Annotated in this window: 21 protein-coding genes, 1 tRNA gene and 1 pseudogene; 14 read left to right on the top strand and 9 right to left on the bottom strand. The window is 67.3% G+C overall.

Annotation, left to right across the window (positions count from 1 at the left end):
* Positions 1–37 precede the first annotated feature (37 nt).
* From RND78_RS15530 to RND78_RS15490, 9 genes and pseudogenes are all read left to right on the top strand, one after another.
* Complete coding sequence (locus RND78_RS15530; protein ID WP_312730021.1) at positions 38–250, top strand: hypothetical protein; 213 nt, start codon at positions 38–40, stop codon at positions 248–250.
* A gap of 128 nt (positions 251–378) precedes the next feature.
* Positions 379–1,380: an endo-1,4-beta-xylanase gene (locus tag RND78_RS15525; RefSeq protein WP_312730019.1), complete on the top strand. Its 1,002-nt coding sequence runs from the start codon at positions 379–381 to the stop codon at positions 1,378–1,380.
* 281 nt (positions 1,381–1,661) lie between these two features.
* The gene (locus RND78_RS15520) at positions 1,662–1,880 is read left to right on the top strand and encodes a hypothetical protein (RefSeq protein WP_059229622.1); all 219 of its coding nucleotides are present in this window, start codon (positions 1,662–1,664) and stop codon (positions 1,878–1,880) included.
* 157 nt (positions 1,881–2,037) lie between these two features.
* Positions 2,038–2,127 (top strand): K(+)-transporting ATPase subunit F, encoded by a 90-nt coding sequence (gene kdpF, locus RND78_RS15515; RefSeq protein ID WP_312730014.1) that lies wholly within the window; start codon positions 2,038–2,040, stop codon positions 2,125–2,127.
* 8 nt (positions 2,128–2,135) lie between these two features.
* A pseudogene (gene kdpA / locus RND78_RS15510) lies at positions 2,136–3,833 on the top strand (potassium-transporting ATPase subunit KdpA).
* Position 3,834: 1 nt separating this feature from the next.
* A complete protein-coding gene (gene kdpB / locus RND78_RS15505) occupies positions 3,835–5,865 on the top strand; it encodes a potassium-transporting ATPase subunit KdpB (protein WP_312730012.1) in 2,031 nt (676 codons plus the stop codon).
* A gap of 10 nt (positions 5,866–5,875) precedes the next feature.
* Positions 5,876–6,427 (top strand): potassium-transporting ATPase subunit KdpC, encoded by a 552-nt coding sequence (kdpC, locus tag RND78_RS15500; RefSeq protein ID WP_312730010.1) that lies wholly within the window; start codon positions 5,876–5,878, stop codon positions 6,425–6,427.
* Entirely contained in the window at positions 6,424–9,048 is a 2,625-nt protein-coding gene (locus RND78_RS15495; RefSeq protein ID WP_312730009.1) for a sensor histidine kinase KdpD, read from the top strand. Before kdpC ends, RND78_RS15495 begins: the two co-directional genes overlap by 4 nt.
* A 62-nt stretch (positions 9,049–9,110) precedes the next feature.
* Positions 9,111–9,800, top strand: a complete 690-nt coding sequence (locus tag RND78_RS15490) for a response regulator (protein ID WP_312730008.1) — start codon at positions 9,111–9,113, stop codon at positions 9,798–9,800.
* Between the two features lie 453 nt (positions 9,801–10,253).
* Here RND78_RS15490 and RND78_RS15485 read toward each other — a convergent pair whose 3' ends face one another.
* The 4 genes from RND78_RS15485 to RND78_RS15470 form a co-directional block, all read right to left on the bottom strand.
* Positions 10,254–10,628 carry a histone-like nucleoid-structuring protein, MvaT/MvaU family gene (locus tag RND78_RS15485; protein WP_312730005.1) on the bottom strand — a complete coding sequence of 125 codons (375 nt, stop codon included), beginning with the start codon at positions 10,626–10,628 and terminating at the stop codon, positions 10,254–10,256.
* Positions 10,629–10,985: 357 nt separating this feature from the next.
* Positions 10,986–11,561 carry a hypothetical protein gene (locus RND78_RS15480; protein WP_312730003.1) on the bottom strand — a complete coding sequence of 192 codons (576 nt, stop codon included), beginning with the start codon at positions 11,559–11,561 and terminating at the stop codon, positions 10,986–10,988.
* A 157-nt stretch (positions 11,562–11,718) separates the two neighbouring features.
* Positions 11,719–11,795, bottom strand: a tRNA-Asp gene (locus RND78_RS15475).
* Positions 11,796–11,941: 146 nt separating this feature from the next.
* Complete coding sequence (locus RND78_RS15470) at positions 11,942–12,889, bottom strand: LysR family transcriptional regulator (RefSeq protein WP_312730001.1); 948 nt, start codon at positions 12,887–12,889, stop codon at positions 11,942–11,944.
* Positions 12,890–13,067: 178 nt separating this feature from the next.
* On the opposite strand from RND78_RS15470, the gene RND78_RS15465 reads away from it, so the two are divergent.
* Genes RND78_RS15465 through aldA form a run of 5 tightly spaced genes read left to right on the top strand, consistent with a single transcriptional unit; the run spans position 13,068 to position 19,187 of the window.
* Positions 13,068–14,366, top strand: a complete 1,299-nt coding sequence (locus RND78_RS15465) for an MFS transporter (RefSeq protein ID WP_312730000.1) — start codon at positions 13,068–13,070, stop codon at positions 14,364–14,366.
* Between the two features lie 12 nt (positions 14,367–14,378).
* Positions 14,379–15,563: an L-rhamnonate dehydratase gene (rhmD, locus tag RND78_RS15460; RefSeq protein ID WP_312729999.1), complete on the top strand. Its 1,185-nt coding sequence runs from the start codon at positions 14,379–14,381 to the stop codon at positions 15,561–15,563.
* A 21-nt stretch (positions 15,564–15,584) separates the two neighbouring features.
* Positions 15,585–16,919 (top strand): MFS transporter, encoded by a 1,335-nt coding sequence (locus RND78_RS15455; protein ID WP_312729998.1) that lies wholly within the window; start codon positions 15,585–15,587, stop codon positions 16,917–16,919.
* Positions 16,920–16,939: 20 nt separating this feature from the next.
* Positions 16,940–17,740, top strand: coding sequence for an HpcH/HpaI aldolase/citrate lyase family protein (locus tag RND78_RS15450; protein WP_312729997.1), 801 nt, complete (start codon positions 16,940–16,942; stop codon positions 17,738–17,740).
* A gap of 13 nt (positions 17,741–17,753) precedes the next feature.
* Entirely contained in the window at positions 17,754–19,187 is a 1,434-nt protein-coding gene (aldA, locus tag RND78_RS15445; protein ID WP_312729996.1) for an aldehyde dehydrogenase, read from the top strand.
* Positions 19,188–19,339: 152 nt separating this feature from the next.
* Here aldA and RND78_RS15440 read toward each other — a convergent pair whose 3' ends face one another.
* The 5 genes from RND78_RS15440 to glnT form a co-directional block, all read right to left on the bottom strand.
* Positions 19,340–20,653, bottom strand: coding sequence for an ammonium transporter (locus tag RND78_RS15440; RefSeq protein WP_312729995.1), 1,314 nt, complete (start codon positions 20,651–20,653; stop codon positions 19,340–19,342).
* A 222-nt stretch (positions 20,654–20,875) separates the two neighbouring features.
* Complete coding sequence (locus tag RND78_RS15435; protein WP_312729992.1) at positions 20,876–22,201, bottom strand: FMN-binding glutamate synthase family protein; 1,326 nt, start codon at positions 22,199–22,201, stop codon at positions 20,876–20,878.
* Positions 22,202–22,219: 18 nt separating this feature from the next.
* Positions 22,220–22,903 (bottom strand): protein glxC, encoded by a 684-nt coding sequence (locus RND78_RS15430; RefSeq protein WP_312729991.1) that lies wholly within the window; start codon positions 22,901–22,903, stop codon positions 22,220–22,222.
* Between the two features lie 12 nt (positions 22,904–22,915).
* Positions 22,916–23,821, bottom strand: a complete 906-nt coding sequence (locus RND78_RS15425) for a glutamine amidotransferase family protein (protein WP_312729990.1) — start codon at positions 23,819–23,821, stop codon at positions 22,916–22,918.
* 70 nt (positions 23,822–23,891) lie between these two features.
* Complete coding sequence (glnT, locus tag RND78_RS15420; RefSeq protein WP_312729988.1) at positions 23,892–25,226, bottom strand: type III glutamate--ammonia ligase; 1,335 nt, start codon at positions 25,224–25,226, stop codon at positions 23,892–23,894.
* Positions 25,227–25,386 lie beyond the last annotated feature (160 nt).

Raw genomic sequence — 25,386 nt, 5'->3', positions numbered from 1 at the left:
CGTTACGCTCGGCTCTTCATAACGCCGGAGACCTTCCATGAAAGGTATAAGTGCCATCACCCTGTCCGCCCTCCTGCTCGCCGTCAGCCAGACGAGTCTAGCGGCCGGTTGCATCAAGGGGGCCATTGCCGGTGGCGTGGCCGGGCATGTCGCCGGACACCATGCCATTGCGGGTGCGGTAGCCGGTTGCGCAATCGGCCACCACCTGGCCACCAAGGCCAAGGAAGAGCAGCAGCATCCTCAATCCTGAGTGATCCTCCGCACGACCGAAGCGATATTCCACGCCCCTTCCGGAGCATCACGCAGATGCCACGCTCACTCGTTGCAATGCTGTTGTCGCTCGGTCTTTGCAGTGCCGCTGCCGGGGCCGCGGAACCGATGGCGCCGACCGCTAGCCGCTCCCTGGCCGCGGCCTATGCGCCGCGCCTGAAGATCGGCGCCGCCATCGAGCCCGACCAACTCCAGGGCCCCGATGGTGACTTGCTGGCGCAGCAGTTCAGCAGCGTCGTGGCAGAGAACGCCATGAAACCCGCGCGTATCCATCCGCAGGAGGACAGCTACGTCTTCGCCCCTGCCGATGCCATCGTCGCTTTCGCCCAACACCATGGGCTGGCGATCCGGGGCCATACCCTGCTCTGGGGCAGCCATACGCCGGACTGGTTCTGGCAAGGGGATGGCGGCCAGCCGGCCTCCCGCGAGCGGGTGTTGCAGCGATTGCGCCAGCACATCGCCACGGTGGTCGGCCGCTACCGGGGCCGGGTCTATGCCTGGGACGTGGTCAACGAGGTCATAGACGCCAACCAGCCGGGCTGTCTGCGCAACGACCGCTGGCTACAGGTGGTCGGCCCGGACTACCTGGCCGAGGCCTTCCGCGCGGCCCACGCCGCCGATCCCCAGGCGCGGCTGTTCATCAACGAATTCAACACCCACGAGCCCGCCAAGCGCGACTGCCTGGCACGGGTGGTCAGGGGCTTGCAGGCCCAGGGGGTGCCGGTGCAGGGCATCGGCCACCAGACCCATATCAGCATCTACTGGCCGTCGCTGGCGGCCATCGACCAGTCGCTCACCACCTTCGCGCGTCTGGGGCTGGAAAACCAGATCACCGAACTGGACATGAGTCTCTATCAGCACCACGACTATCACCCCACGCTGAACGTGCCGCAGCGTCTGGACCTGCAGGCCGAGCGCTATCGTGACCTGCTGGCCATGCTCCTGACCCATCCCGAGGTGACCGCCGTGACCTGGTGGGGCGTGGCGGACGACCACAGCTATCTGAATAACCCGCCGGGCGTGCCGGGGGACGATCAGCCCTTGCTGTTCGACCGCCAGCAGCGGCCGAAACCGGCCTACTGGGCGGTGCTGCATCTGCGACCGCGTTAGTAAGTACACCTTCAACGGCTCTGACGCAGCCTCTTCACTCTCGCCCAGGCCAAGCCTTGTTGCGGCTGGTACCTGGATCGCGGCCATGGGCCGCTCCTACAGTCATACCTGAGGCTGTAGGAGCGGCCCATGGCCGCGATATCGATGGCCCGCTGACGATGCAGGTGATTGGTGGCGTCCACGGCACTCTGGTGGCCGAGATGGAGAGCCGGAGAACTGATACGGATCAGTTTGGTCAATTGTTACAGGACATTACTTCGCACCCACGAGAGGTCGCCACCATGAAACTCCTGCCTGCCCTTGCCATCTCCGCCCTGCTGTTGGGCGCCAGTCAAGCTACCTTCGCCGCCGGCTGCGTCAAGGGCGCCGTCGTGGGCGGTGCCGCCGGCCACGTCGCCGGGGGCCACGGTGTCGCCGGTGCCGCTGCCGGTTGCGCCATCGGTCACCACGAGGCCAACAAGAAGGCCAAGCAGGAACAGCAAAACGCGCCGCAGCAATGACCGCCAGGCCCCGCCATCGCTGGATGACGGGGCCGATTTAACGCTTTCTTTACGCACCTTCTCCTAAGCGCGCCTCGCTTCTTTACAGCCCTCCTCACGACAATTTCTCCACGCGGCAATCGCCGTTCGAGGAGCCTTACTTCGTGGAGAGCGCGCAATGAATCCCTGGAATCTCCTGGCCCTGCTACTCGCAGTCGGCCTGTTCGTCTATCTGCTGGCGGCGCTGCTACGCGCCGGCCGGTCCTAGGAGGCGGCATGGACAGCCAAGCCGCGTTCCTGATCCTGGCCTTCCTGGCCCTGACCTTTCTTCCCGCGCCCTGCCTGGGGCGCTTCTTCTACCGGGCGCTGGAAGGCGAGCGGACCTGGCTGACCTTCATCGGCGCCCCCCTGGAGCGGCTGACGTTGCGCCTGGCCGGTAGCGATGGCCGTGGCCAGGATTGGCGCACCTACGCCCTCGCCCTGATGCTGTTCAACCTACTGGGGATCATCCTGCTGTTCGCCATCCTGCTGCTGCAGGGCTAGCTGCCGCTCAATCCGCAGCATCTGCCCGGCCTGGAGTGGACCCTGGCGCTGAACACCGCCATCAGCTTCGTCACCAATACCAACTGGCAGGCCTACAGCGGCGAAGCCTCGCTGAGCTACTTCAGCCAGATGGTCGGCCTGGGCGTGCAGAACTTCGTCAGCGCCGCCGTGGGCGTGGCCGTCCTGGCTGCCCTGGCCCGCGGTATCGCCCGGCGCAGTACGAAGGAGATCGGCAATTTCTGGGTCGATCTGTTCCGCGCGACCTTCTATGTGCTGCTGCCGCTGTGCCTGCCGCTGGCGCTGCTGCTGATCTGGCAGGGCGTACCCCAGACCTTCGCCGCCTACGTGGACGCCACCACCCTGCAGGGTGCCAGCCAGACACTGCCCCTGGGCCCGGCCGCCAGCCAGATCGCCATCAAGCAACTCGGCACCAATGGCGGCGGCTTCTTCGGTGTCAACTCCGCGCATCCCTTCGAGAATCCCACGGCGCTGAGCGATCTGTTGGAGCTGGCGGCCATCCTGCTGATCCCGGCCGCGCTGGTGTTCAGCTTCGGCCACTACGTCAAGGACCGCCGGCAGAGCTGGGCCATCTTCGCCGCCATGTTCGGCCTGCTGGTGCTCGGCGCCGTGGTCGCCATCGGCGCCCAGGACCACGCCAATCCGCTGCTGGCCAGCCTGCCGATCACCCAGGGTGCCTCGCTGGAAGGCCTGGAGACCCGCTTCGGCGCCACGGCCTCGTCGCTCTGGGCGACCGTCACCACCGCTGCCTCCAACGGCTCGGTGAACGCCATGCACGACAGCCTGGCACCGCTGACCGGTCTGATCGCCCTGTTCAACATGATGCTCGGCGAGGTGATCTTCGGCGGTGTCGGCGCCGGCCTCTACAGCATGCTGCTCAATGTGCTGATCGCCGTGTTCATCGCCGGCCTCATGGTTGGCCGTACCCCGGAGTACCTGGGCAAGAAGCTGGAGGCACCCGAGGTGCGCCTGCTGGTGGCCACCCTGCTGGTGATGCCGCTGGGCGTGCTTGTGCTGGGGGCCATCGCCGCCAGCTTGCCGGCGGGCGTAGCGGGCATCGCCGCCAGCGGTCCCCATGGCTTCAGCCAACTGCTCTATGCCTACACCTCGGCCACGGCCAACAACGGCTCGGCCTTCGGCGGCTTCAGCGCCAACACGCCCTTCCACAACCTGATGCTCAGCCTGGCGCTGCTGATCGGTCGCTTCGGCTACATCCTGCCGATCCTGGCCATCGCCGGCAGCCTGGCTGCCAAGCGCGCCGTTCCGGTTGGCCCCAACAGCTTCCCGACCCATGGCCCGCTGTTCGTCACCCTGCTGGTCGTCACCATCCTGCTGGTGGGCGGCCTGACCTTCTTGCCGACGCTCGCCCTGGGGCCGATCGCCGATCAATTGCAACTGTTCGGAGTCCGCTGAAATGGATGCCCAGACCCACACCCTGCCCACCCCGACCGCCGGCACCCTCTGGCGCCAGGCGCTGCGCCAGGCCTTCGTCAAGCTCGACCCGCGCCAGCAGATCCGCTCGCCGGTGATGTTCGTGGTGGAGATCACCGCGCTGTTCTCCACCCTGCTGTGCCTGGCGCCGGGCAATGGCGTAAGCACCGGGGTGGCGGTGCAGATCACCCTCTGGCTGTGGTTCACCCTGCTCTTCGCCAACTTCGCCGAAGCCCTCGCCGAAGGCCGCGGCAAGGCCCGCGCCGACAGCCTCAAGGGCATCGGCCAGAACCTGGCCGCCCGCCTGGAAGAGAATGGCAGCCACCGGATGGTGCCGGCCAGCTCCCTGCGCAAGGGCCAGGTGGTGCGCGTCGAAGCCGGCGAGCTGATTCCGGGTGACGGCGAGATCATCGAAGGCGTGGCCGCGGTCAACGAGGCGGCCATCACCGGCGAATCCGCCCCGGTGATCCGCGAATCCGGCGGCGATCGCTCGGCGGTCACCGGCAACACCCGGGTGGTCTCTGACTGGATTCGGGTGCGCATCACCGCCAATCCGGGCGAATCGACTCTGGACCGGATGATCGCCCTGGTGGAAGGCGCCAAGCGGCAGAAGACCCCCAACGAGGTCGCCCTGGACATCCTGCTGATCGGCCTGACGCTGATCTTCCTGCTGGTGGTGGTGACCCTGCAGCCCTTCGCCGCCCTGGCCGGCGGCCAGTTGCCGCTGCTGTTCCTGGTGGCCCTGCTGGTGACCCTGATCCCTACCACCATCGGCGGCCTGCTCTCGGCCATCGGCATCGCCGGCATGGATCGCCTGGTGCGGCTCAATGTGATCGCTACCTCGGGCCGTGCGGTGGAGGCCGCCGGCGACGTCCACACCCTGCTGCTGGACAAGACCGGCACCATCACCTTCGGCAACCGCCGCTGCAGCGCGCTCTACGCCACCCCCGGCGTCACGCCCAAGGCGCTGGCCGAAGGCGCGCTGTACGCCTCCCTGGCGGACGAGACGCCGGAAGGGCGTTCGGTGGTCGAGTACCTGCGTAACCTGCACCCGCTGGAGGAGCCGCCGCAGGCCCAGGTGACGCCCATTCCCTTCAGCGCCGAGACCCGGCTATCGGGCGTCGACTGGCAGGGCCGCGAGTATCGCAAGGGTGCGGTGGATTCGGTCCTGACCTTCCTGGGCCAAACCCGCGCCGACCTGCCCGAGGTGCTCGCCCGGGAGATCGAGACCATCGCCAAGAGTGGCGGTACCCCGCTGCTGGTCTGCGGCGAAGGTCGCCTGCTGGGCGCCATCCACCTCAAGGACGTGGTCAAGCCCGGCATCCGCGAACGCTTCGCCGAGCTGCGCACCCTCGGCATCCGCACCGTGATGGTAACCGGCGACAATCCCCTGACCGCCACGGCCATCGCCGCCGAGGCGGGCGTGGACGACGTCATCGCCGAGGCCACCCCGGAGAAGAAGCTGGAGCGCATCCGCAGCGAACAGGCGGAGGGCAAGCTGGTAGCCATGTGCGGCGACGGCGCCAACGACGCCCCCGCCCTGGCCCAGGCCGATGTGGGCATGGCCATGAACGACGGCACCCAGGCCGCTCGCGAGGCTGCCAACCTGGTGGATCTGGACTCGGACCCGACCAAGCTGCTGGACGTGGTGCAGGTGGGCAAGGAGCTGCTGGTGACCCGGGGCGCCCTGACCACCTTCTCGGTGGCCAACGACGTCGCCAAGTACTTCGCCATCCTGCCGGCGCTGTTCGCTGGCATCTATCCGCAGCTCAATGTGCTCAACGTGATGCACCTGGCCAGTCCGCAGAGCGCCATCCTCTCGGCCATCGTGTTCAACGCCCTGATCATCGTCGCACTGATTCCCCTGGCGCTGCGCGGGGTGCGGGTCAAGGCCGCCAGCGCTGCCGCCCTGCTGCGCCGCAACCTGCTGATCTATGGCCTGGGCGGCATCGCCGTGCCCTTCATCGGCATCAAAGTCATCGACCTGGCGCTTGGCGCCCTGGGTCTGGTCTGAGGAGACCGCCATGCTCATGCAATTGCGTTCCGCCGTGCTGATGCTCCTGCTGCTCACGGTCCTGACCGGCGGCGTCTATCCGCTGCTGGTCACGGTGCTCGGCCAGGCACTGTTCGCCGACCAGGCCAGCGGCAGCCTGATCCGGCGCGCCGATGGCAGCGTCCTCGGCTCGCGCCTGATCGCGCAGAAATTCACCGGTCCCGAGTGGTTCCAGCCACGGCCCTCGGCGGGTGACTTCGCCACAGTCTCCAGCAGCGCCAGCAACCTGGCGCAGTCCGCTCCGGCGCTGCGCGAGCGTATCGAGAAGGCGCTGCCCGACGTCCTGGTAGCGGGCCAGGGGCCGGTCCCCCAGGAGCTGGTGACCACTTCCGCCAGCGGCCTGGACCCGGACATCACCCCGGCCGGCGCGCGCTACCAGATCGCCCGCATCGCCGCCGCCCGCGGCCTGGCGCCGGAGCGCCTCGAAACCCTGGTGCGCGAGCAGACGCACACCTCGCTCTTCGGCCCGGCAACGGTTAATGTCCTGCTCCTCAACCTGGCCCTGGCAGAACTGAGTAAATGACCGACAGCACCGGGCGCGCCGAAGCGTTGCTGGCCGAACACCGCGAAGGCCGTGGCCGCCTCAAGGTTTTCCTCGGGGCGGCCCCGGGCGTGGGCAAGACCTACGCCATGCTGCAGGCGGCGCAGACCGCCCTGCGCCAGGGCCGCCGGGTGCGCGCCGGGATCGTCGAGACCCACGGGCGGCGGGAGACCGCCGCCCTGCTCGCCGGCCTGCCGCAGCAGCCGCTGCGGCGAGTTGAGCACCGCGGGCTCAAGCTCACCGAACTGGACCTGGAAGGCCTGTTGGTCGATCCGCCGGAACTGGTGCTGGTGGACGAGCTGGCCCACAGCAACGCGCCGGGCAGTCGCCACGCCAAGCGCTGGCAGGACGTCGCCGACCTGCTCGCCGCGGGCATCCACGTCTACACCACGGTCAACGTCCAGCACCTGGAAAGCCTCAACGACGAGGTGCGCGACATCACCGGCGTGCAGGTGCGCGAGACGGTGCCGGACCAGGTGCTGCTGGATGCCGATGACCTGGTGCTCATCGACCTGCCGCCGCGGGAGCTGCTCGAGCGCCTGCGCGAGGGCAAGGTCTATGTACCCGAGCAGGCCCGCGCCGCCATCGATGCCTTCTTCAGCCAGACCAACCTCACCGCCCTGCGCGAACTGGCCATGCGCACCGCCGCCGCCCAGGTGGACTCCACCCTGGCGCTACGCTATCGCCAGCAGGGCCAGGCCGCGCCGCCGCTGCTGGGACGGCTGATCGTCGGCCTGGGTACCGCGCCGTCCGCCGAGCGCCTGGTCCGCCATGCCAGCCGCCTCGCCGACCAGCGCCACTTGCCCTGGACCCTGGTCCACGTCGACACCGGCCAGCCCCTCGACGAAGCCACCCGTGCCACCCTGCAGGCCAGCCAGCGCCTGGCCGAACGCCTCGGCGGCGACGTCCTGACCCTGCGCGACAGCGACCCGGCCCGCGCCCTGGTGCGCCACGCCCGCGACCAGCGCGCCAGCGTGCTGCTGATCGGCCGTGGCCGGCCACGTGGCTTCAGCCTGAGGCGCCGCCTGGCCAGTCGCCTACTGCGCCTGGCCCAGGGCCTGGAAGTGGCCATCCTCGACCTGGATCGCGATACCTCACCCAGTCCCCGTCCGCGCAGTCCTTTGCGGCCCGGCCCCTATGGCGTGGCCATTCTCGCCACCGCCCTGGCAGCAGCCATCGCCGAGGGTGTCGCAGGCCTGTTGGAACTGCCCAACATCTCGTTGATCTTCCTCGCGGCGGTGCTGCTGGTGGCAGTACGCAGCAGTCGCGGTCCGGCGCTGTTCTGCGCCCTGCTCGGCTTTCTCGCCTATGACTTCCTGTTCATCCCCCCGGCCTTCTCGCTCACCATCAACCGCGAGCAGGACGTCCTCACCCTGGCCTTCTTCCTGCTCATGGCCCTGCTCACCGGCGACCTCGCGGCCCGCCAGCGGCGCCAGTTGCAGGCCCTGCGCCTGACCCAGCGCGAAACCCAGGCGTTGCTGGACTTCACCCGCCAGCTGAGCGCCGCCAGCGATCGCCAGGCGGTGGTCAGCGCCACCCTCAAGCACCTGGGCGACACCACCCAGCAGGTCTGCCTGCTGGTGCCGGAGGGCAAGAACGGCCTGATCGCCCATCCCGCCGACCTGCCCCTCGTCGACAGCGAGCGCATCGCCGCCGAATGGGCCTGGAAGCAGGAAAAGCCCGCGGGCTGTGGCACCGACACCCTGCCCTCCGGCCGCTGGTGGTGGTGGCCACTGCTGGCCGAGGGCGGCAGCCTCGCGGTACTCGGCGTGCGCCGGGAAGACGCCAGGCCGCTGGACGACGCCGAGCGCCGCCATCTCGCCAGCCTGGCACAACCCCTGGCCCAGGCCCTGGCACGAGTGCTGCTCAGCGAGGACCTGGAAGCCGCGCGCCTGCATGGCGAGACCGAACAGCTGCGCAGCGCCCTGCTCGCCTCCGTGTCCCATGACCTGCGCACCCCACTGACGGTCATGCGCGGCTCCATCGATGCCCTCGCCACCCTGGGCGAGGCCATCCCCGCCGCGGACCGCCAGGAGTTGCTGGAGGCCACCCGCCAGGAAGCCGAGCGACTCGACCGCTACATCCAGAACCTGCTGGACATGACCCGCCTGGGCCACGGCAGCCTGCAGCTGGCGCGGGACTGGGTCGATCCTGGCGACATTCTCGCCAGCGCCCTGCAGCGCCTGCAGCCGTTGCTGGCCGGCCTGCAGGTCACCACCCAGGTGGAGCCCGGCCTGCCGCTGCTCTGGGTGCATCCGGCGCTGATCGAACAGGCGCTGGTCAATGTACTGGAGAACGCCATCCGCTTTTCCGCACCCGGGGGACGGTTGGAGATCAGCCTGCTGCGCCAGGACGGCGAACTGCAGATCGCCGTCGCCGACGAGGGCCCCGGCATTCCGCTGGAAGATCGCACCCGCATCTTCGACATGTTCTACACCGCCGCGCGCGGCGATCGGGGCGGCCAGGGCACTGGCCTGGGCCTGGCGATCTGCCAGGGCATGGTTGGCGCCCATGGCGGTCGGGTCAGCGTGGACGACGGTCTGGACGGTCGCGGCACTACGCTGCGGATGCATCTGCCGCTGCCCGCGCCTCCGGCGGAATAAGGCGGGCTCACCCGGTAGTCGCAGAGGCTATGATGACGCCCTCTCGTGTGGAAACCCCTCAGATGCCCGCCCATGTCCTCGTCATCGACGACGAACCCCAGATCCGCAAATTCCTGCGGATCAGCCTCGCCGCTCAGGGCTACCAGGTGAGCGAGGCCGCCACCGGCGCCGACGGGCTGGCCCAGGCGGCGCTCGGTCAGCCGGACCTGGTGATCCTCGACCTGGGTCTGCCGGATCGCGACGGCCAGGACGTGCTGGTGGAACTGCGCGAATGGTCGGCGGTGCCCGTGCTGGTGCTGTCGGTACGGGCGGACGAAAGAGAGAAGGTTCGCGCCCTGGACGCCGGCGCCAACGACTACGTGACCAAGCCCTTCGGCATCCAGGAATTCCTCGCCCGCACGCGTGCCCTGCTGCGACAGACTCCGGCCAGCACCACGCAGCAGGAGGCTGCGTTGGAGGTAGGCGAGTTGCGCGTGGACTTCGCCTATCGGAAGGTCAGTCTGGCGGGCGCTGAGATCGCCCTGACGCGCAAGGAATACGCTGTCCTGGCCGCCCTCGCCCAACACCCGGGCCGGGTGGTGACGCAAAGGCAACTGCTGGTGGACATCTGGGGCCCTAGCCATGCCCAGGACAGCCATTACCTGCGCATCGTCATCGGTCATCTTCGCCAGAAGTTGGCCGACGATCCCGTGGCGCCCCGCTTCATCGTCACCGAAGCCGGCGTGGGTTATCGGCTACGTAACGACGCCTGAACGCCCAGCCATCGCCCACCGTTACTTGACCTGCCAGTAAAGTTGTTCGGCAGGCAATGACATTCAGCGCCAGACACTCGGACAACACCCAACAATGGCGAGCCAGGCCCGCAGGCCCGAAGTGTATTTGCGCAGCGGCTCACAATCAGTGCTTGCTTAGTGTCGACAAAGCATTCAGATGCGGACGACCGAGTCAGGCAACTAGCAGGATTGCGTAGCAGTACGTTAGGCCCTTTTGTAACGGACAGGACAACAGCGGTTGCAACATCGAACGGGTGGCACACGCCTGGAACGGCATTGCCTGATCTTACGAGCGGAGCTGAACAATGATTGGTTAGTGCCAGCCCGGAAATCCGACGATATGGGTCATTCGGCAAGACGCACTAACACCAGGGTTCCAGCCAGGTGCCAGGCATTGCGCCCAGCCCCGGATGAGAAGCGTAGTGCGGAAACTTACTGCAGCCAGCCTTCCACGGTATCGGCACCGTGTTCGGCTTTCCAAGCCTTGAGCAACTTGTGGTTGCCACCTTTGGTTTCGATGACCTCACCGGTCTTGGGATGCTGGTAACGCTTGACGGAACGCGGACGACGCTTGCCGGCCGGTTTTTCCGGATGCGGCGTCCGGGCCTTGTGCTTCGGCGCAGCATTGGGGTCCAGAATGCCGATGATATCGCCCAGATTCATCTGGTATTCATCCATCAGCGCTTGCAGCTTGCTCTCGAACTCGATCTCTTTTTGCAGGGAAGAATCCTGCTTGAGATCTTCGAGCAACTGCAACTGGGCACGCAGCTGTTCTTCGGCAGCACGGAATTCGGCAAGACGGGACATGAGTCCTCCTGGAAAAACGAAAAAGGATGAAGGAAGACTTCGCTAACTAGCGAAAGTGGGGCGAAGATAAATCATCTCGCGCCGCCGCACCAGTGATAAAGAGCGACTTTCGCGTGATAACGATACGGCGCTCCGGCTGAAAAAGTTCATTAATAGAACCCTAAGCGGCCAGGACCCTCGCACCTCGCGAACTGGACGCCAGCTGCAGGTCCAGTTGTTCGCTAAGTAAGGTAAGAAAGAAACCTGCAGGCAGTCATGGCCGGTACCAGGGCTATACGCAACTTGCCAACATTCGCTAGCGGAAAAGACCGGGTAAAGACCGCTCAACGAAAAGTGCGGAGGGTTCGTAGCGAGTTGTCAGGCCGACCGATCGACCTCAGGCATCGCCCTCGGCAGGGGTCGCCAGTTGAAGGTCGACTCGATGAGGCGGCGGTAGGCAGTGTCTATGGCCGCCGGCGTGCGGCGGATGTAGTCGCGCGCGTGGGCCTGGCGTTCGGCATCGAGGGTGCGCAGGTAGGTCAGGGCCGCCTCGGGCGACGGCTTGCGCTGGTTGAGGCCAGCACTGCGCGGTGGCAGCGCAGTCCAGACCACGGCGTCCAGTCCCTGCTCGCAGGCCCAGTCGCCAATGACGGCCTGGAAGGCCGCATCCGGCCCCAATGGCCAGCTGCCGATACACTCCGGCTGTTCCCTGGGTACGCCTTCACGCTCGCGCAAGGCCTCACGGGCTGAGTCCAGGTCACAGACGCCCAGCAACGCCCAGAGCACCTGCACCTCGGCTACACCATCGCAGAGCACCGTGGCCAGCTCGCCGCTATCGCCCTCCCGGGCGAACTCGATGGGCAGCCAGGGGCCATCGGCGAACCAGTCCGAGGCGATCGGCAGTTCCGCCGGCTTCCAGATCAACGACCCCCACCCCAGACAGGCGATCTTCATGGCGACTCCCACAGGCAACGACAGAGTTCTTTTGAACTCGACGACGCGCAGCGGTTTCGCTCTGGCAAGACTTGGCGACAAAAGCACAGGACGAAAAAAAGCGGCCACGAGGGCCGCTTTCTTCGATTCCCGCGAGCCAGGGCTCTTGGGTGACAGATGGCGCAGCGGACGGGACTCGAACCCGCGACCCCCGGCGTGACAGGCCGGTATTCTAACCGACTGAACTACCGCTGCGCATGGAAGCCTTGCGGCATCCGGCTGGCTTTAGCGGAGCACCCGTTCAGGGGGGTTCTCTGCGCCAGCGGCCGCTAAGATACTGATTTACCAGGGAAGAAACAACAGGGGCAGCGAAAATATTTCTCGCCGTGCAAGGGCGGCGCTCAGACAGTGGTGCCCGCGGCCTGGCGTCTGAGCAGGCCGAGAAACCCTTCCAGCGCCGCGCTGGGTACCTGGCCGGTGCGCAGCAGGATCCCGAAGGGCGTCAGGGGTTCGGTGATTTCCAGGTCGAGCGGGACCAGCAGCCCGGTGCGCAGGTGATCGCGCACCACCGCCTCGGTCAGCACCAGGATGGCGTCGGTGATCTGCACCAGCTGCAGCATGGCGAACACCGAGCCACATTCGATGACGTCCGCCGGGGGTGGCAACTGGCGCCGGGCGAAGGCCGCCTCCAGCGCCACCCGGGCCGGACTGGCTTCGGGCTGCAGGATCCAGGGCCAGTCCGCCACCAGCTCGGCCAGATCGGGTGGCGCGCGATCGGTCAGGGGATGCCCGGTACGTACCACCACCGCCAGGTGCTCGTTGCCCAGCGGCTCGAAGGAGAAGCGACCGAGATCGGCAGGTTGGGTGAAACGGGCGATGGCCACATCGATCCGCTCCTGTTCCAGCAGTTCGGTGAGCTGGTCGCTGGTATCACCAAGGATACGCAACTGCAGGCCGGGTTGGCGCGCCTTGCTCGCGGCGATGGCGCGCACCACCAGATCGGGCAAGGCACCCATGATGGCCCCCACCGCCAGATGCCCATAGCCGCCGGAGCGACGCGCATCGAGGTCTTCGGCGCAGCGATCCAGGCCATTGAGGGCACGCCGGGCGAATTCGATGATCTCCACGCCCAGCGCCGTGGGTGTCAGGCCCCGCGCCTGACGCTGGAACAGCACGCAGCCAAAGGCTTCCTCCACGTCCTGCAGCATCCGCGTGGTGGCCGGCTGCGACATGTGCAGAGCTTCCGCGGCGCGGTGCAGATTGCGGGTCGCGGCCAGGGTCACCAGCATCAGCAGATGCTTGTAGCGCAGCCGACCGAACAGCGCACGGGCATGGGGAGAAGCGTTCATCGGCGGCATCCTGGTAGCGCGAGCGGACGCGTTCAGCAGGGTTCGATGGCTCTGGCCAGGCTGCCGACGCATACCGATACCTTAAGGGTATCGGTCCTAAACAAAAAGCGATTATCCAGGCATTGCAACTGCGACTACCTTGAGCCGTGGCCGAATCACAACAACAAGAGAGATCGCCATGCACACCACCCTGTCACCGGGGCTGGTCGCCAAGGTCACCCGGCGCCTGCTGCCCTTCCTGCTGCTGATGTACGTCATGGCCTTTCTCGACCGGGCCAACGTGGGTTTCGCCAAGGTCGCCTTCCAGGCCGATACCGGCATCTCCGACGCGGCCTTCGCCTTTGGCGCCGGGGTCTTCTTCGTCGGCTACGCCTTTCTCGAGATTCCCAGCAACCTGATCATGCACCGCGTCGGCGCCCGGCTGTGGATGTGCCGGATCATGGTGAGCTGGGGCCTGATCTCCGCCGCCATGATGTTCGCCCACACGGCGACGGCCTTCTATGTGCTGCGCTTCCTGCTCGGGGTGGCCGAAGCCGGCTTCTTCCCTGGCGTCATCCTCTACCTCACCTACTGGTTCCCCTCGCGCTATCGCGCCCGGGCGCTGGGCTTCTTCTACTTCGGCGCGCCCCTGGCCTTCATCTTCGGCAGTCCGCTGTCGGGCCTGCTGCTGGAATTCGACGGCTTCGGCGGTCTGCATGGCTGGCAGTGGATGTTCCTGGTCGAAGGGGTGCTGGCCAGCCTGGTGGGTGTCTGGGCCTGGTTCTACCTGGACAACCGGCCGCGCGATGCCCGCTGGCTGAGCGACGCGGAAAAGCAGGCGCTGCAACAGGCGCTGGACGCCGAGGACGCCGCCAAGCCGCACCACGGCGGGCTGCTGCGCCTGCTCGGTCAGCCGCGCATCCTCCTGCTGTGCAGCATCTACCTGCTGATCCAGGCCAGCGTCTATGGCGTGGTCTTCTACCTGCCGACCCAGGTGGCCGGGCTGCTCGGGCAGAAGGTCGGGCTGCTGGTCGGCCTGGTCTCGGCGATTCCCTGGGTGTGCGCCCTGCTCGCCGCCTGGCTGATCCCCAGCTGGTCGGATCGCACCGGCGAACGCCGTTGCACCGCGGCCGCCACCCTGGCCATCTCCGGCCTGGGCATCGCCGCCTCGGTGACCTTTTCGCCGCTCTATGCGCTGCTCGCCCTGTGCTTTGCCGCCGCCGGCTTCATCGCGGTGCAGCCGCTGTTCTGGACCTTTCCGTCGGATCAGTTGCGCGGTAGCGCCGCCGCCGGCGGCATCGCCCTGATCAACACCTGCGGCGCCATCGGCGGCTTCATCGCGCCCCTCGCCAAGCGCTGGGCCGAGACGACCTTCGCCCACCCCGGCGCCGGCCTCTATCTGCTCGCCGGCACCACCCTGGTGGCCGCCGCCCTGATCCTCGGCCTGCGCCGCCGCGACCAGGCCGATCCCCAACCCCAGCTCACGCCCAGTCATTAAGGGAGCTTCGCCATGACCCTACCCACCATCAAGCAGGTGCGCGCCTACACCCTTCGCGGCGGTGGCGCCGACTATCACGACCAGGGCGACGGCCACTGGATCGACGACCACATCGCCACGCCCATGGCCAAGTACCCGGAATATCGCCAGAGCCGCCGCAGTTTCGGCATCAACGTACTGGGTACCCTGGTGGTGGAAGTCGAGGCCAGCGACGGCACCGTGGGCTTCGCCGTCACCACCGGCGGCGAGCTAGGTGCCTTCATCGTCGAGCGGCACCTGGCGCGCTTCCTGGAGGGCGCCAAGGTCACCGACCTGGAGAAGATCTGGGACCAGATGTACCTCTCCACCCTCTATTACGGGCGCAAGGGCATCGTGCTCAACACCATCTCCGGGGTGGATCTCGCGCTCTGGGACCTGCTCGGCAAGCTGCGCCAGGAACCGGTGCACCAGTTGCTCGGCGGCGCCGTGCGTGACGAATTGCAGTTCTACGCCACCGGCGCCCGGCCGGACCTGGCCAAGGAGATGGGCTTCATTGGCGGCAAGCTGCCGCTGCAACACGGCCCGGCCGAGGGCGAGGAAGGCCTGCGCAAGAATCTCGAGGCCCTGGCGACCATGCGCGAGCGGGTTGGCGACGACTTCTGGCTGATGCTCGACTGCTGGATGAGCCTGGACCTCAACTATGCCACCCGCCTGGCCCAGGGCGCCCAGCAGTACGGCCTCAAGTGGATCGAGGAGGCGCTGCCGCCGGATGACTACTGGGGCTATGCCGAACTCAAGCGCAACGTGCCGAAGGGCATGCTGGTCACCACCGGCGAGCACGAGGCCACCCGCTGGGGCTTCCGGCTACTGCTGGAGATGGGTTGCTGCGACATCCTGCAACCAGATGTCGGCTGGTGCGGTGGCCTCACCGAGCTGATCCGCATCTCGGCGCTGGCCGATGCCCACAACGCCCTGGTGGTGCCCCATGGCTCCTCGGTCTACAGCTACCACTTCGTCATCACCCGCACCAACAGTCCCTTCGCCGAGTTCCTGATGATGGCGCCCAAGGCCGACGAGGTGGTGCCCATGTTCCATCCGCAGTTGCTCGACGAACCCATCCCGGTGCGGGGCCGCATGCGCGCCTCGGCGCTGGATCGGCCCGGCTTCGGTGTGCGCCTCAATCCGGAGTGCGCCCTGGAACGTCCCTATCGCCACTGAGGCGTTGCCCGGGAGGGCTGGATGAAAGCGACCCAAAACATCCTGGCGGCACCCGTGCCGGATGCGCGTCCCGCGGCGACGCCGCTGCCACCCAAGAGCGCTCGCCTCAAGCGGATCCAGGTGATCGCCCTGGCGCTGCTGGTACTGGCCGGCTTCGTCAACTACCTGGACCGCAGCACCCTGGCCATCGCCAACCAGACCATCAGCGGCGAGCTGGGCTATACGCCGACCGAGATGGGCCTGCTGCTGTCGGCCTTCGCCTGGGCCTATGCCTTCGCCCAGTTGCCCATCGGCGGTCTGCTGGATCGCTTCGGCGCGCGCCTGACCCTGGGCCTGGGCATCTGCCTCTGGTCGCTCGCCCAGGGCGTGCTCGGGCTGCTCAGCAGCCTGCACCTGATGATCCTCGCCCGCATCGGCCTGGGCATCGGCGAGGCGCCGCAATTCCCGGCCGGCGCCAAAGTGGTCAGCGAGTGGTTCAACGTGCGCGAGCGCGGCCTGCCCTCCGGCATCTTCAACCTGTCGTCCTCGCTGGGGCCGGCGATCTCCCAGCCGATCCTCACTGCGCTACTGCTGTGGCTGGGCTGGCGGCAGATGTTCATCGCCATGGGGGTGCTCGGCGTTGCCGTGGCGGCGCTCTGGTACCTGAGCTATCGCGACCGGGTGCAGGTGGTGCTGGACGCCGCGGAGCGGGCGCACCTGGACGCCGGCCTGCCACCCCAGGACGCCGGCCAGCGACTGACCTTCGCCGACTGGCTGGGGTTGTTCCGCCGTCGCCTGACCTGGGGCGTGGTGATCGGCTACGTGGGCATCATCTACATGCTGTCGCTGTTCCTGACCTGGCTGCCGGCCTACCTGGAGCGGGTCCATCACCTGTCCCTGGCCCAGGCCGGCTGGGTCGCCAGCCTGCCATTCCTGGCCGGCGCCTGTGGCGTGATCGGCGGCGGCCTGCTGGTGGATCGCCTGACCCGTAGCGGGCACAGCCTGGCCTTCAGCCGCAAGCTACCGATCTGCGGCGGTCTGGCGGCGGCCGGGCTGTTCGCCCTGTGCAGCGCCGGGGTGACCGGCATCGGCAGCGTCACCCTCTGCTTCAGCCTGGCACTGTTCAGCCTCAACGTGGCGGTGGCCGGCACCTGGTCGCTGGTCAGCGTTGCGGTGCCCTCGCACCAGGTGGCCTCGCTGGCCAGCATCCAGAACTTCGGTGGCTACTTCGGCGGCGCCTTCGCCCCGGTCATCACCGGCATGATCGTCCAGCAGACCGGCTCCTTCGGCCTCGCCCTCGGCATCGCCGCCGCGGTCGCGGTGGCTGGCGCCCTGAGCTATGGGCTGCTGGTGCGCCTGCCGGACACCCCTTCCTGATTCCCCTGGAGACGACCGTCATGGACCTGCCTCGCAATCCCTTCAAGGCCCGCCTCACGGGCAGCGACACCCTCTACGGCCTCTGGGCCGGCTTCGCCACCGGCTATGCCGCCGAGATCGCCGCCAGCACCGGCTACGACTGGCTGCTGATCGACGGCGAGCACGCCCCCAACACGGTGCCGAGCATCCTCGCCCAACTGCAGGCGGTGGCGCCCTATTCCACGGCGCCGGTGGTGCGCTGCGTCACCGGTGACGCGGTGCTGATCAAGCAGTTGCTGGACATCGGCGTGCAGACGCTGATGGTGCCCATGGTGGAGACCGCCGACCAGGCCCGCGCCCTGGTGCGCGCCATGCGCTATCCACCCCACGGCATCCGCGGCGTTGGCGGCGGCCTGGCCCGCGCCACCCGCTGGGACGCAGTACCCGACTACCTGCACAACGCTCACACCGAGTTGTGCCTGATCGTCCAGGTGGAATCGCGGCTAGGCAGCGATAACGTCGCCGAGATCGCCGCGGTGGAGGGCGTGGACGCCGTCTTCGTCGGCCCGGCCGACCTCTCCAGTGGCCTCGGCCATGCCGGCAATCCGGGCCACCCCGAGGTCCAGGCGCGTATCCGCGCCGCCATCGATGCCACCCGCGCGGCCGGCAAGGTGGCCGGGATCCTGGCGCCCCAGGAAGACGATGCCCGGCGCTATCGCGACTGGGGTTGCCAGTTCGTCGCCGTCGGCATCGACATCAGCCTGTTCCGCCAGGCGGCGCTGGCCAACCTGGCCCGCTATCGCCCCCTCGAAGCGCCCCAGGCGCCCTCTCGCACCTACTGACCCGGAGTCCGCCATGGCCGATCTGCCCCGCTACCAGAACTACATCGATGGCCGCTTCCTGGCGGCCGCCGAGGACTTTCTCGTCCATAACCCGGCCACCGGCGCGGCCCTGGCCCGGGTACCGGCGTCCAGTCGCGAGGACGTCGACCAGGCCATCGCCGCCGCCCGGCGTGCCCAGAAGCCCTGGGCCCGCAAACCGGCCATCGAGCGTGCCGGCTATCTCAGACGCATTGCCGCCAAGCTGCGCGAGCAGGCGCCGCGGCTGGCCCAGACCCTGGTCGCCGAACAGGGCAAGATCCACGGCCTGGCCGAGGTGGAGGTCAATTTCACTGCCGACTACCTCGACTACATGGCCGAGTGGGCACGGCGCATCGAAGGCGAGATCATCACCAGCGACCGGCCCGACGAGCAGATCTTTCTGCTGCGCAAGCCACTGGGGGTGGTGGCCGGCATCCTGCCCTGGAACTTCCCCTTCTTCCTGATCGCCCGCAAGCTGGCACCGGCGCTGATCACCGGCAACACCATCGTGATCAAACCCAGCGAAGAAACCCCGATCAATGCCCATGAATTCGCCCGCCTGGTGGCCGAGACCGACCTGCCGCCCGGGGTCTTCAACCTGGTCAGCGGTACCGGCGCCGTGGGGGGCCAGCTCAGTGCCCATGCCGGCATCGACATGGTCAGCTTTACCGGCAGCGTCGGCACCGGCTCGCGGATCATGGCCGCTGCCGCACCGAATCTGACCAAGCTCAATCTGGAGCTGGGCGGCAAGGCACCGGCCATCGTCCTGGCCGATGCCGATCTGGACCTGGCGGTCCGGGCGATCCGTGACTCGCGCATCATCAACACCGGCCAGGTGTGCAACTGCGCCGAGCGCGTCTATGTGGAACGCGCGGTGGCCGAGGACTTCATCGAGCGCATCGGCCGCGCCATGGCCGCCACCCGCTATGGCGACCCCCAGGCCGACACCGGCGTGGAGATGGGACCGCTGATCAACGCCGCCGGCCTGGACAAGGTGGCGGCCAAGGTCGACGTCGCCCTCGGCCAGGGCGCCCGCCTGGTCACCGGTGGTAGCCGCGCCGACCTGGGTCGCGGCTTCCACTTCCAGCCCACGGTGCTGGCGGACTGTCGTGCGGACATGCCGATCATGCGCGAAGAAATCTTCGGCCCGGTGCTGCCGATCCAGGTGGTGGATGATCTCGATGAGGCCATCGCCCTGGCCAACGACTGCGAATACGGCCTCACCTCCTCCGTCTATACCCGCAGCCTGAGCAAGGCCATGCACGCCATGCGCGAGATCGACTTCGGCGAGACCTACATCAACCGGGAAAACTTCGAAGCCATGCAGGGCTACCACGCCGGGGTGCGCAAGTCCGGCATCGGCGGCGCCGATGGCAAGCACGGCCTCTATGAGTACACCCATACCCAGGTGGTCTATCTGCAGGGCTGAGTGTCGCGGCTTGGTCCCCTACCGGGCCGCTTCGCTCGAATGTTCGCGGGCAAACGCGGGTCGAAACAGGCGCAACCCAAGACCAGGCGCGGGCCCAGGGCTGAGCAGAACTAGCCAACGCAGCGATGGCTGGCGCGCCGCGCGGTGCCGCCTCAGCCGTAAGCCTTCTCGCCATGCTGGAAGAGGTCCAGGCCCTGGGCTTCGGTCTGCTCGCAAACGCGCAGGCCGCGGGTCAGCACTCGGGTGACGCAGAGCAGTACGAAGGTCATGGCCCCGCAGAAGACCACGGTGAAGAGGACGCTCTTGAGCTGGATCATGACCTGGCTGGCGATGGCGATGTCCTGGTAGCCGCCCAGGCTTCTGCTGGCGAAGACGCCCGTGAGCAGCGAGCCAACGATGCCGCCGATCCCGTGCAGACCGAAGGCGTCCAGGGCGTCGTCGTAACCGAAGGTGCGCTTGAGATAGACCACTGCCGCGTAGCAGATGGCACCGGTCAGCAACCCCATGGCCAGGGCGCCGGCCGGACCGACGAAACCGCAGGCAGGGGTGATGGCGATCAAGCCGGCCAGGGCGCCGGAGGCGACGCCAAGGGCGCTGGCCTTGCCGGTGCGCAGCCATTCCACCGCGAGCCAGCCGAGGATACCGGCGCAGGCGGCGACCTGGGTGGTGAGCATGGCCATGCCGGCGCTGGCACTGGCCGCTACCGCCGAACCGACGTTGAAGCCGAACCAGCCGACCCAGAGCAAGGCCGCGCCCGTGAGTGCGAAGCCCAGGTTGTGCGGCGGCATGGGCTGGAGGCTGTAGCCCTGGCGGCGGCCAAGCATCACGCAGGCTACCAGCCCGGCGACGCCGGAGTTGATGTGCACCACGGTACCGCCGGCGAATTCGAGGATGCCCCAGTCATAGAGCAGGCCACCCGGCCCGCTCCAGGCCATGTGCGCAAGGGGCAGGTAGCAGAAGGTGAACCAGAGCGCGCAGAAGAGCACGGCGGCGCTGAACTTCATGCGCTCGGCGAAGGAGCCGGCGATGATCATCGGGGTGATCAGCGCGAAGGTCATCTGGAAGGTGGCGAAGACACTTTCCGGAATGGTACCCACCAGGCTGTCGCGCACCACGTCGAGCAGCATCCAGTGCTTGAAGCCACCGATCAGGCTATGGAGATTGAACTCCCCGGCCACCATGCCGGTGGTGTCGGCGAACAGACTGTAGCCATAGACCACCCAGAGCACACCGATCACCCCGGCCACGGTGAAGCTTTGGGTGAAGATGGAGAGCAGGTTCTTCGACCGCACCAGGCCGCCATAGAAGAGTGCCAGGCCGGGAACCAGCATCATCAGCACCAGCACGCTGGAGATCATCATCCAGGCCGTGTCGCCGCTATCGAGCTTGGCTTCCTGGGCCAGGGCCATACCGGGCACCCCGAGGGCTGCCACCAGAACCGCAACCGCCTTGCCTTTACCGATCATGTCGAGCTTCCTTCGCTGAGGGATGAAAGGGAACGTCTTGTGTTGCTGCCTGCCGAAGCGAGGCGTGGTGTATCGCGCTATCGCGGCCATGGCGGTCCGCCGATGCGGCCGCTCCTACAGGTCCGGCTTTCGTAGGAGCGGCCCATGGCCGCGATTAGATGTTAGGCGTGGCCGCAACGGCGAATCGCCATGACTGCGCTTAATGAAGCAACGACCACGCCACTAGAACCCCGTCTGCCCCGGTACCCAACTGGTACCCGCCAGCGGCACCCGTGCCATGGCCGCGGCTTCGATGGTCAGGGCCACTAGGTCTTCCGGGTCGAGGTTGTGCAGGTGCGACTTGCCACAGGCGCGTGCCATGGTCTGGGCTTCCAGCACCAGCACGCGCAGGTAGTTGGCCAGCCGTCGCCCGCCTTCCACCGGGTCCAGCCGCTTGGCCAGTTCCGGGTCCTGGGTGGTGATGCCGGCCGGGTCGCGGCCGTTCTGCCAGTCGTCGTAGTAGCCAGCGGCGGAGCCGAGCTTGCGCAGCTCGGCGTCCAGCCGCGGGTGGTTGTCGCCCAGGGCGATCAGGGCAGCGGTGCCGATGGCCACGGCATCGGCACCCAGGGCCATGGCCTTGGCCACGTCGGCGCCATTGCGGATGCCGCCGGAGACGATCAGTTGCACCTTGCGGTGCATGCCCATCTCCTGCAGCGCCTGCACCGCCTGGGGAATGGCCGGCAGGATGGGAATGCCGACGTGCTCGATGAACACCTCCTGGGTCGCCGCGGTACCGCCCTGCATGCCGTCGAGCACCACCACGTCGGCGCCGGCCTTGACTGCCAGCTTGACATCGTAATAGGGCCGGCTGGCGCCGATCTTGACGTAGATGGGCTTCTCCCAGTCGGTGATCTCGCGCAGCTCGGCGATCTTGATCGCCAGGTCGTCCGGGCCGGTCCAGTCGGGATGGCGGCAGGCGCTGCGCTGGTCGACGCCGATGGGCAGGGTGCGCATCCCGGCCACCCGCTCGGTGACCTTCATGCCCAGCAGCATGCCACCGCCGCCGGGCTTCGCGCCCTGCCCCAGCACGATCTCGATGGCATCGGCCTTGCGCAGGTCATCGGGGTTCATGCCGTAGCGCGACGGCAGGTACTGGTAGACCAGGTGCTGGGACTGGCCGCGCTCTTCCGGGGTCATGCCGCCGTCGCCGGTGGTGGTGCTGGTGCCGGCGATGCTGGCACCGCGGCCCAGGGCCTCCTTGGCGTTGGCCGAGAGCGCGCCGAAGCTCATGCCGGCGATGGTCACCGGGATCTTCAAGTGGATCGGCTTCTTGGCGAAGCGGGTACCGAGCAGCACGTCGGTGCCGCACTTCTCCCGGTAACCCTCCAGCGGGTAGCGGGAGACGCTGGCGCCCAGCAGCAGCAGGTCGTCGAAGTGCGGCAACTTGCGCTTGGTGCCACCGCCGCGGATGTCGTAGATGCCGGTCTCGGCAGCGCGCTGGATTTCCTGGATGGTGAGGCGATCGAAGGTAGCCGATTCGCGCAGCACGGGGGTGTTCTGGTCAGTCATGGCGATTCTCCTGCGCGATCAATAGGCCGAGGCGTTGTCGACCTTGAAGTTGTAGAGCTGGCGGGCGGAGCCGTAGCGCTTGAAGTCGGCGGCCCGCTCGGCGAAGCCGGCGGTGTCGAGCAACTCCTGCAACTCGGCCAGGTGTTCGGCGCGCATCTCCTTCTCGATGCAGTCCGAGCCCAGGGAGGCGACGCTGCCCTTCACGTAGATGCGCGTCTCGTACAGCGAGTCGCCCAGGGCCTCGCCAGCGTCGCCGCAGACCACCAGGCGCCCGGCCTGACCCATGAAGCAGCTCATGTGGCCGATGCTGCCGCCGACGACGATGTCGACGCCCTTCATGGAGATGCCGCAGCGCGCCCCGGCGTCGCCCTCGATGACCAGCAGGCCGCCATGGGCGGTGGCGCCGGCGGCCTGGGAGGCGCTACCCTTGACCCGTACCGAGCCGGACATCATGTTCTCGGCGCAGCCGACGCCGACGTTGCCATGCACGGTGATGGCGGCGTACTGGTTCATGCCCGCGCAGTAGTAGCCGGCGTGGCCGTGGATATCCACGGAGACGGCAGCGTTCACGCCCACGGCGAGGTTGTGGGCGCCATTGGGATGGGAGACCACCCACTCGCGCTCGGCGGCGGTCTGGGTGGCGTCGTGCAGCGCCTGGTTGAGGTCACGCACGGCGGCTTGGGTGAGATCGAAGGTTTTCATGCTCGGTGCTCCTCAGGCCGACTCGCGTTCCCAGACGTACAGGGTGGCCGGTGCCGGCTCCCAGACCTTGGCCCGCTCGATGCCGGGCAGGCTCGACAACGCCTGGTATTCGGAGGCCATGGCCACGTAGTCGTCGGTTTCGGCGAGGATCGCCGGCTTGCAGGCGATGGGGTCGCGGATCACCGCGAAGCCGTTGCGGGTACCGATGGCGAAGGTGAAGAAGCCATCCAGGTCTTCCAGCGAGCGATCCAGTGCCTCCTTGAGGCTGTCGCCCTGGCGCAGCCGCCAGGTCAGGTAGCCGGCGGCGACCTCGGTGTCGTTCTCGGTCTCGAAGGTGATGCCTTCCCGGCGCAGGTTCTGGCGTAGCCGCGAATGGTTGGAGAGCGAACCGTTGTGCACCAGGCAGAGGTCGGCGCCGGTGGAGAACGGGTGGCTGCCTTCCATGGTCACGGCGCTCTCGGTGGCCATGCGGGTATGGCCGATGATGTGGCTGCCCTGCATGCCGGCCAGGCCGAAACGGCTGGCGATCTCCTGGGGCAGGCCCATGCCCTTGAGGATCTCGATGCTGCGCCCGGCGCTCATGATGCGCACCGTCGGGGCCAACTCGGCCAGCGCGGCGCGCACCTCGGCTTCCGCCGCCTGGATCTTGAGCACCATGGCGCTGGCGTTCTGGAACCAGTCCAGCTCGGCGCCAAGGCGCTGCTGCAGCGCGGCGACCAGGGCGGCGAAGTCATAGCCCTCGGAGGTGGCCTGCAGGGTCAGCTTGACCCAACCCTCGGCCACCTCGTCACCGTAGATGGCGAAGCCGGCGCTGTCCGGGCCGCGGTCGGTCATGGCTTCGAGCATGGGCTCGAAGAGGCTGCCGAGCTGGGCTTCCAGCGCCGGGTTCTTCAGATAGAGTCCAACGATTCCACACATAGGGTGACACTCCTTCGCAGGCAGAGGGCGCGCCAGGGCGCCCGAAGAACGATCGATAAAGGGGGCGCGATCAGAAGAATTCGGTGTAGCGCTGGATCTCCCAGTCGGAGACGTGGCGGCTGTATTCCACCCATTCCATGCGCTTCAACTTGATGAATTCGTCGACGATCTCCGGGCCGAGCATCTCGCGGAACAGCGGGTCGGCATCCAGGGCGTCGCAGGCCTCCTTGAGGCTCTGCGGCAGGGTATCGATGCCCCGCGCGGCGATGGCTTCGAGGCTGAGGCTGTAGAGGTTCTCGTTGCAGGGCACGCCTGGGTCCAGCTCGCGCTCGATGCCGTCGAGCCCGGCGGCGATGATGGCGGCGGTGACCAGGTAGGGATTGCAGCCGGCATCGGGCAGGCGGAATTCAAGGCGGCCATAGGGCACCCGGACCATGGCCGAGCGGTTGTTGGCACCGTAGGCGATGAAGGCTGGTGCCCAGGTGGCACCGGACAGCGAACGCCCCACCACCAGACGCTTGTAGGAGTTAACCGTGGGCGCGGCGAAGGCACAGAGCGCCGGACCGTGGCCCAGCAGGCCACCGAGGAAGTGGTAGGCCAGCCGCGACAGGCCCATGCCGTGCGGGTCGCTGTCGTCATGGAAGAGATTGCGGCTGGTAGCGCTGGCCAGCGACAGGTGGAAATGCATGCCGTTGCCGGCGCGCTTGGGATCGGGCTTGGGCATGAAGGAGCAGATCATGCCCAGTTCGTTGGCGATCTCGCCGGCGGCCATGCGGAAGAAGGTGAAGCGATCCGCCGACTCCATGGCCTCGCTGTAGGTGTAGTTGATCTCGAACTGGCCGTTGGCGTCTTCGTGGTCGATCTGGTAGATGTCGAAGCCCACCGGCTGCAGCGCTTCGGTGAGCTTTTCCAGGAACAGCCGCGAGCGCGACAGGCCTTTATAGTCGTAGCAGGGCTTGTCCAGGGTGTCGCTGCCGTCCACCAGGGCCAGCTTGCCGGCCTCGTCGCGACGCATGAGGAAGAACTCGGGTTCCAGCCCCGTGTTCAGGCTCCAGCCCCGGTCGCTCAGCCGCCGCACCTGGCGCTGCAGCACGTAGCGACTGTCGTAGGGATGGGGCTTGCCGTTGACGTGGCCGATGCAGACCACCCGGCCATAACCGGGCTGCCAGGGCACCGGGATCAGGGTGGCGAGATCGCCGCGGGCCATGAAGTCCGGGCCATGGGGTTCCATGCCCATGCCGCAGATGGCGAAGCCGGCGAAGCCCGCGCCCTCTTCCGCCACGGCCGCGAGGCCAGCCACCGGCACGGATTTGGTCTTGGCGGAACCATGGATGTCGACGAACTGGGCCAGGACGTAGCGGATACCGTGCTGGTCGATGAGATGCTGGGTTTCGCTGGGCAACATGACGGGCTCCTTGGTCGAGATCGACTTTATTCCCATTGGGAATTTATTCTTCTCGACAGGAAAGCAAGGAATTTGCCAAGTCGAAGCGATCTTGCCTGTTGGTATGCCAAAAAAATTACGGAGTCGTGCTAAGAAGCCGTGCCCAAAGGAAAATCGCGGC

Origin of the sequence: Pseudomonas oryzihabitans, from assembly GCF_032027545.1 — a bacterium.
In the GTDB taxonomy this organism is placed as follows: Bacteria; Pseudomonadota; Gammaproteobacteria; order Pseudomonadales; family Pseudomonadaceae; genus Chryseomonas; species Chryseomonas oryzihabitans_F.
This window is presented reverse-complemented; position numbering and strand designations above follow the sequence as displayed.

Bases quoted from the DNA above. Each gene is read 5' to 3' on its own strand.
- RND78_RS15530 (WP_312730021.1), top strand. From the start codon at position 38: ATGAAAGGTATAAGTGCCATCACCCTGTCCGCCCTCCTGCTCGCCGTC.
- RND78_RS15525 (WP_312730019.1), top strand. From the start codon at position 379: ATGGCGCCGACCGCTAGCCGCTCCCTGGCCGCGGCCTATGCGCCGCGC.
- RND78_RS15520 (WP_059229622.1), top strand. From the start codon at position 1,662: ATGAAACTCCTGCCTGCCCTTGCCATCTCCGCCCTGCTGTTGGGCGCC.
- kdpF (WP_312730014.1), top strand. From the start codon at position 2,038: ATGAATCCCTGGAATCTCCTGGCCCTGCTACTCGCAGTCGGCCTGTTC.
- kdpB (WP_312730012.1), top strand. From the start codon at position 3,835: ATGGATGCCCAGACCCACACCCTGCCCACCCCGACCGCCGGCACCCTC.
- kdpC (WP_312730010.1), top strand. From the start codon at position 5,876: ATGCTCATGCAATTGCGTTCCGCCGTGCTGATGCTCCTGCTGCTCACG.
- RND78_RS15495 (WP_312730009.1), top strand. From the start codon at position 6,424: ATGACCGACAGCACCGGGCGCGCCGAAGCGTTGCTGGCCGAACACCGC.
- RND78_RS15490 (WP_312730008.1), top strand. From the start codon at position 9,111: ATGCCCGCCCATGTCCTCGTCATCGACGACGAACCCCAGATCCGCAAA.
- RND78_RS15485 (WP_312730005.1), bottom strand. From the start codon at position 10,628: ATGTCCCGTCTTGCCGAATTCCGTGCTGCCGAAGAACAGCTGCGTGCC.
- RND78_RS15480 (WP_312730003.1), bottom strand. From the start codon at position 11,561: ATGAAGATCGCCTGTCTGGGGTGGGGGTCGTTGATCTGGAAGCCGGCG.
- RND78_RS15470 (WP_312730001.1), bottom strand. From the start codon at position 12,889: ATGAACGCTTCTCCCCATGCCCGTGCGCTGTTCGGTCGGCTGCGCTAC.
- RND78_RS15465 (WP_312730000.1), top strand. From the start codon at position 13,068: ATGCACACCACCCTGTCACCGGGGCTGGTCGCCAAGGTCACCCGGCGC.
- rhmD (WP_312729999.1), top strand. From the start codon at position 14,379: ATGACCCTACCCACCATCAAGCAGGTGCGCGCCTACACCCTTCGCGGC.
- RND78_RS15455 (WP_312729998.1), top strand. From the start codon at position 15,585: ATGAAAGCGACCCAAAACATCCTGGCGGCACCCGTGCCGGATGCGCGT.
- RND78_RS15450 (WP_312729997.1), top strand. From the start codon at position 16,940: ATGGACCTGCCTCGCAATCCCTTCAAGGCCCGCCTCACGGGCAGCGAC.
- aldA (WP_312729996.1), top strand. From the start codon at position 17,754: ATGGCCGATCTGCCCCGCTACCAGAACTACATCGATGGCCGCTTCCTG.
- RND78_RS15440 (WP_312729995.1), bottom strand. From the start codon at position 20,653: ATGATCGGTAAAGGCAAGGCGGTTGCGGTTCTGGTGGCAGCCCTCGGG.
- RND78_RS15435 (WP_312729992.1), bottom strand. From the start codon at position 22,201: ATGACTGACCAGAACACCCCCGTGCTGCGCGAATCGGCTACCTTCGAT.
- RND78_RS15430 (WP_312729991.1), bottom strand. From the start codon at position 22,903: ATGAAAACCTTCGATCTCACCCAAGCCGCCGTGCGTGACCTCAACCAG.
- RND78_RS15425 (WP_312729990.1), bottom strand. From the start codon at position 23,821: ATGTGTGGAATCGTTGGACTCTATCTGAAGAACCCGGCGCTGGAAGCC.
- glnT (WP_312729988.1), bottom strand. From the start codon at position 25,226: ATGTTGCCCAGCGAAACCCAGCATCTCATCGACCAGCACGGTATCCGC.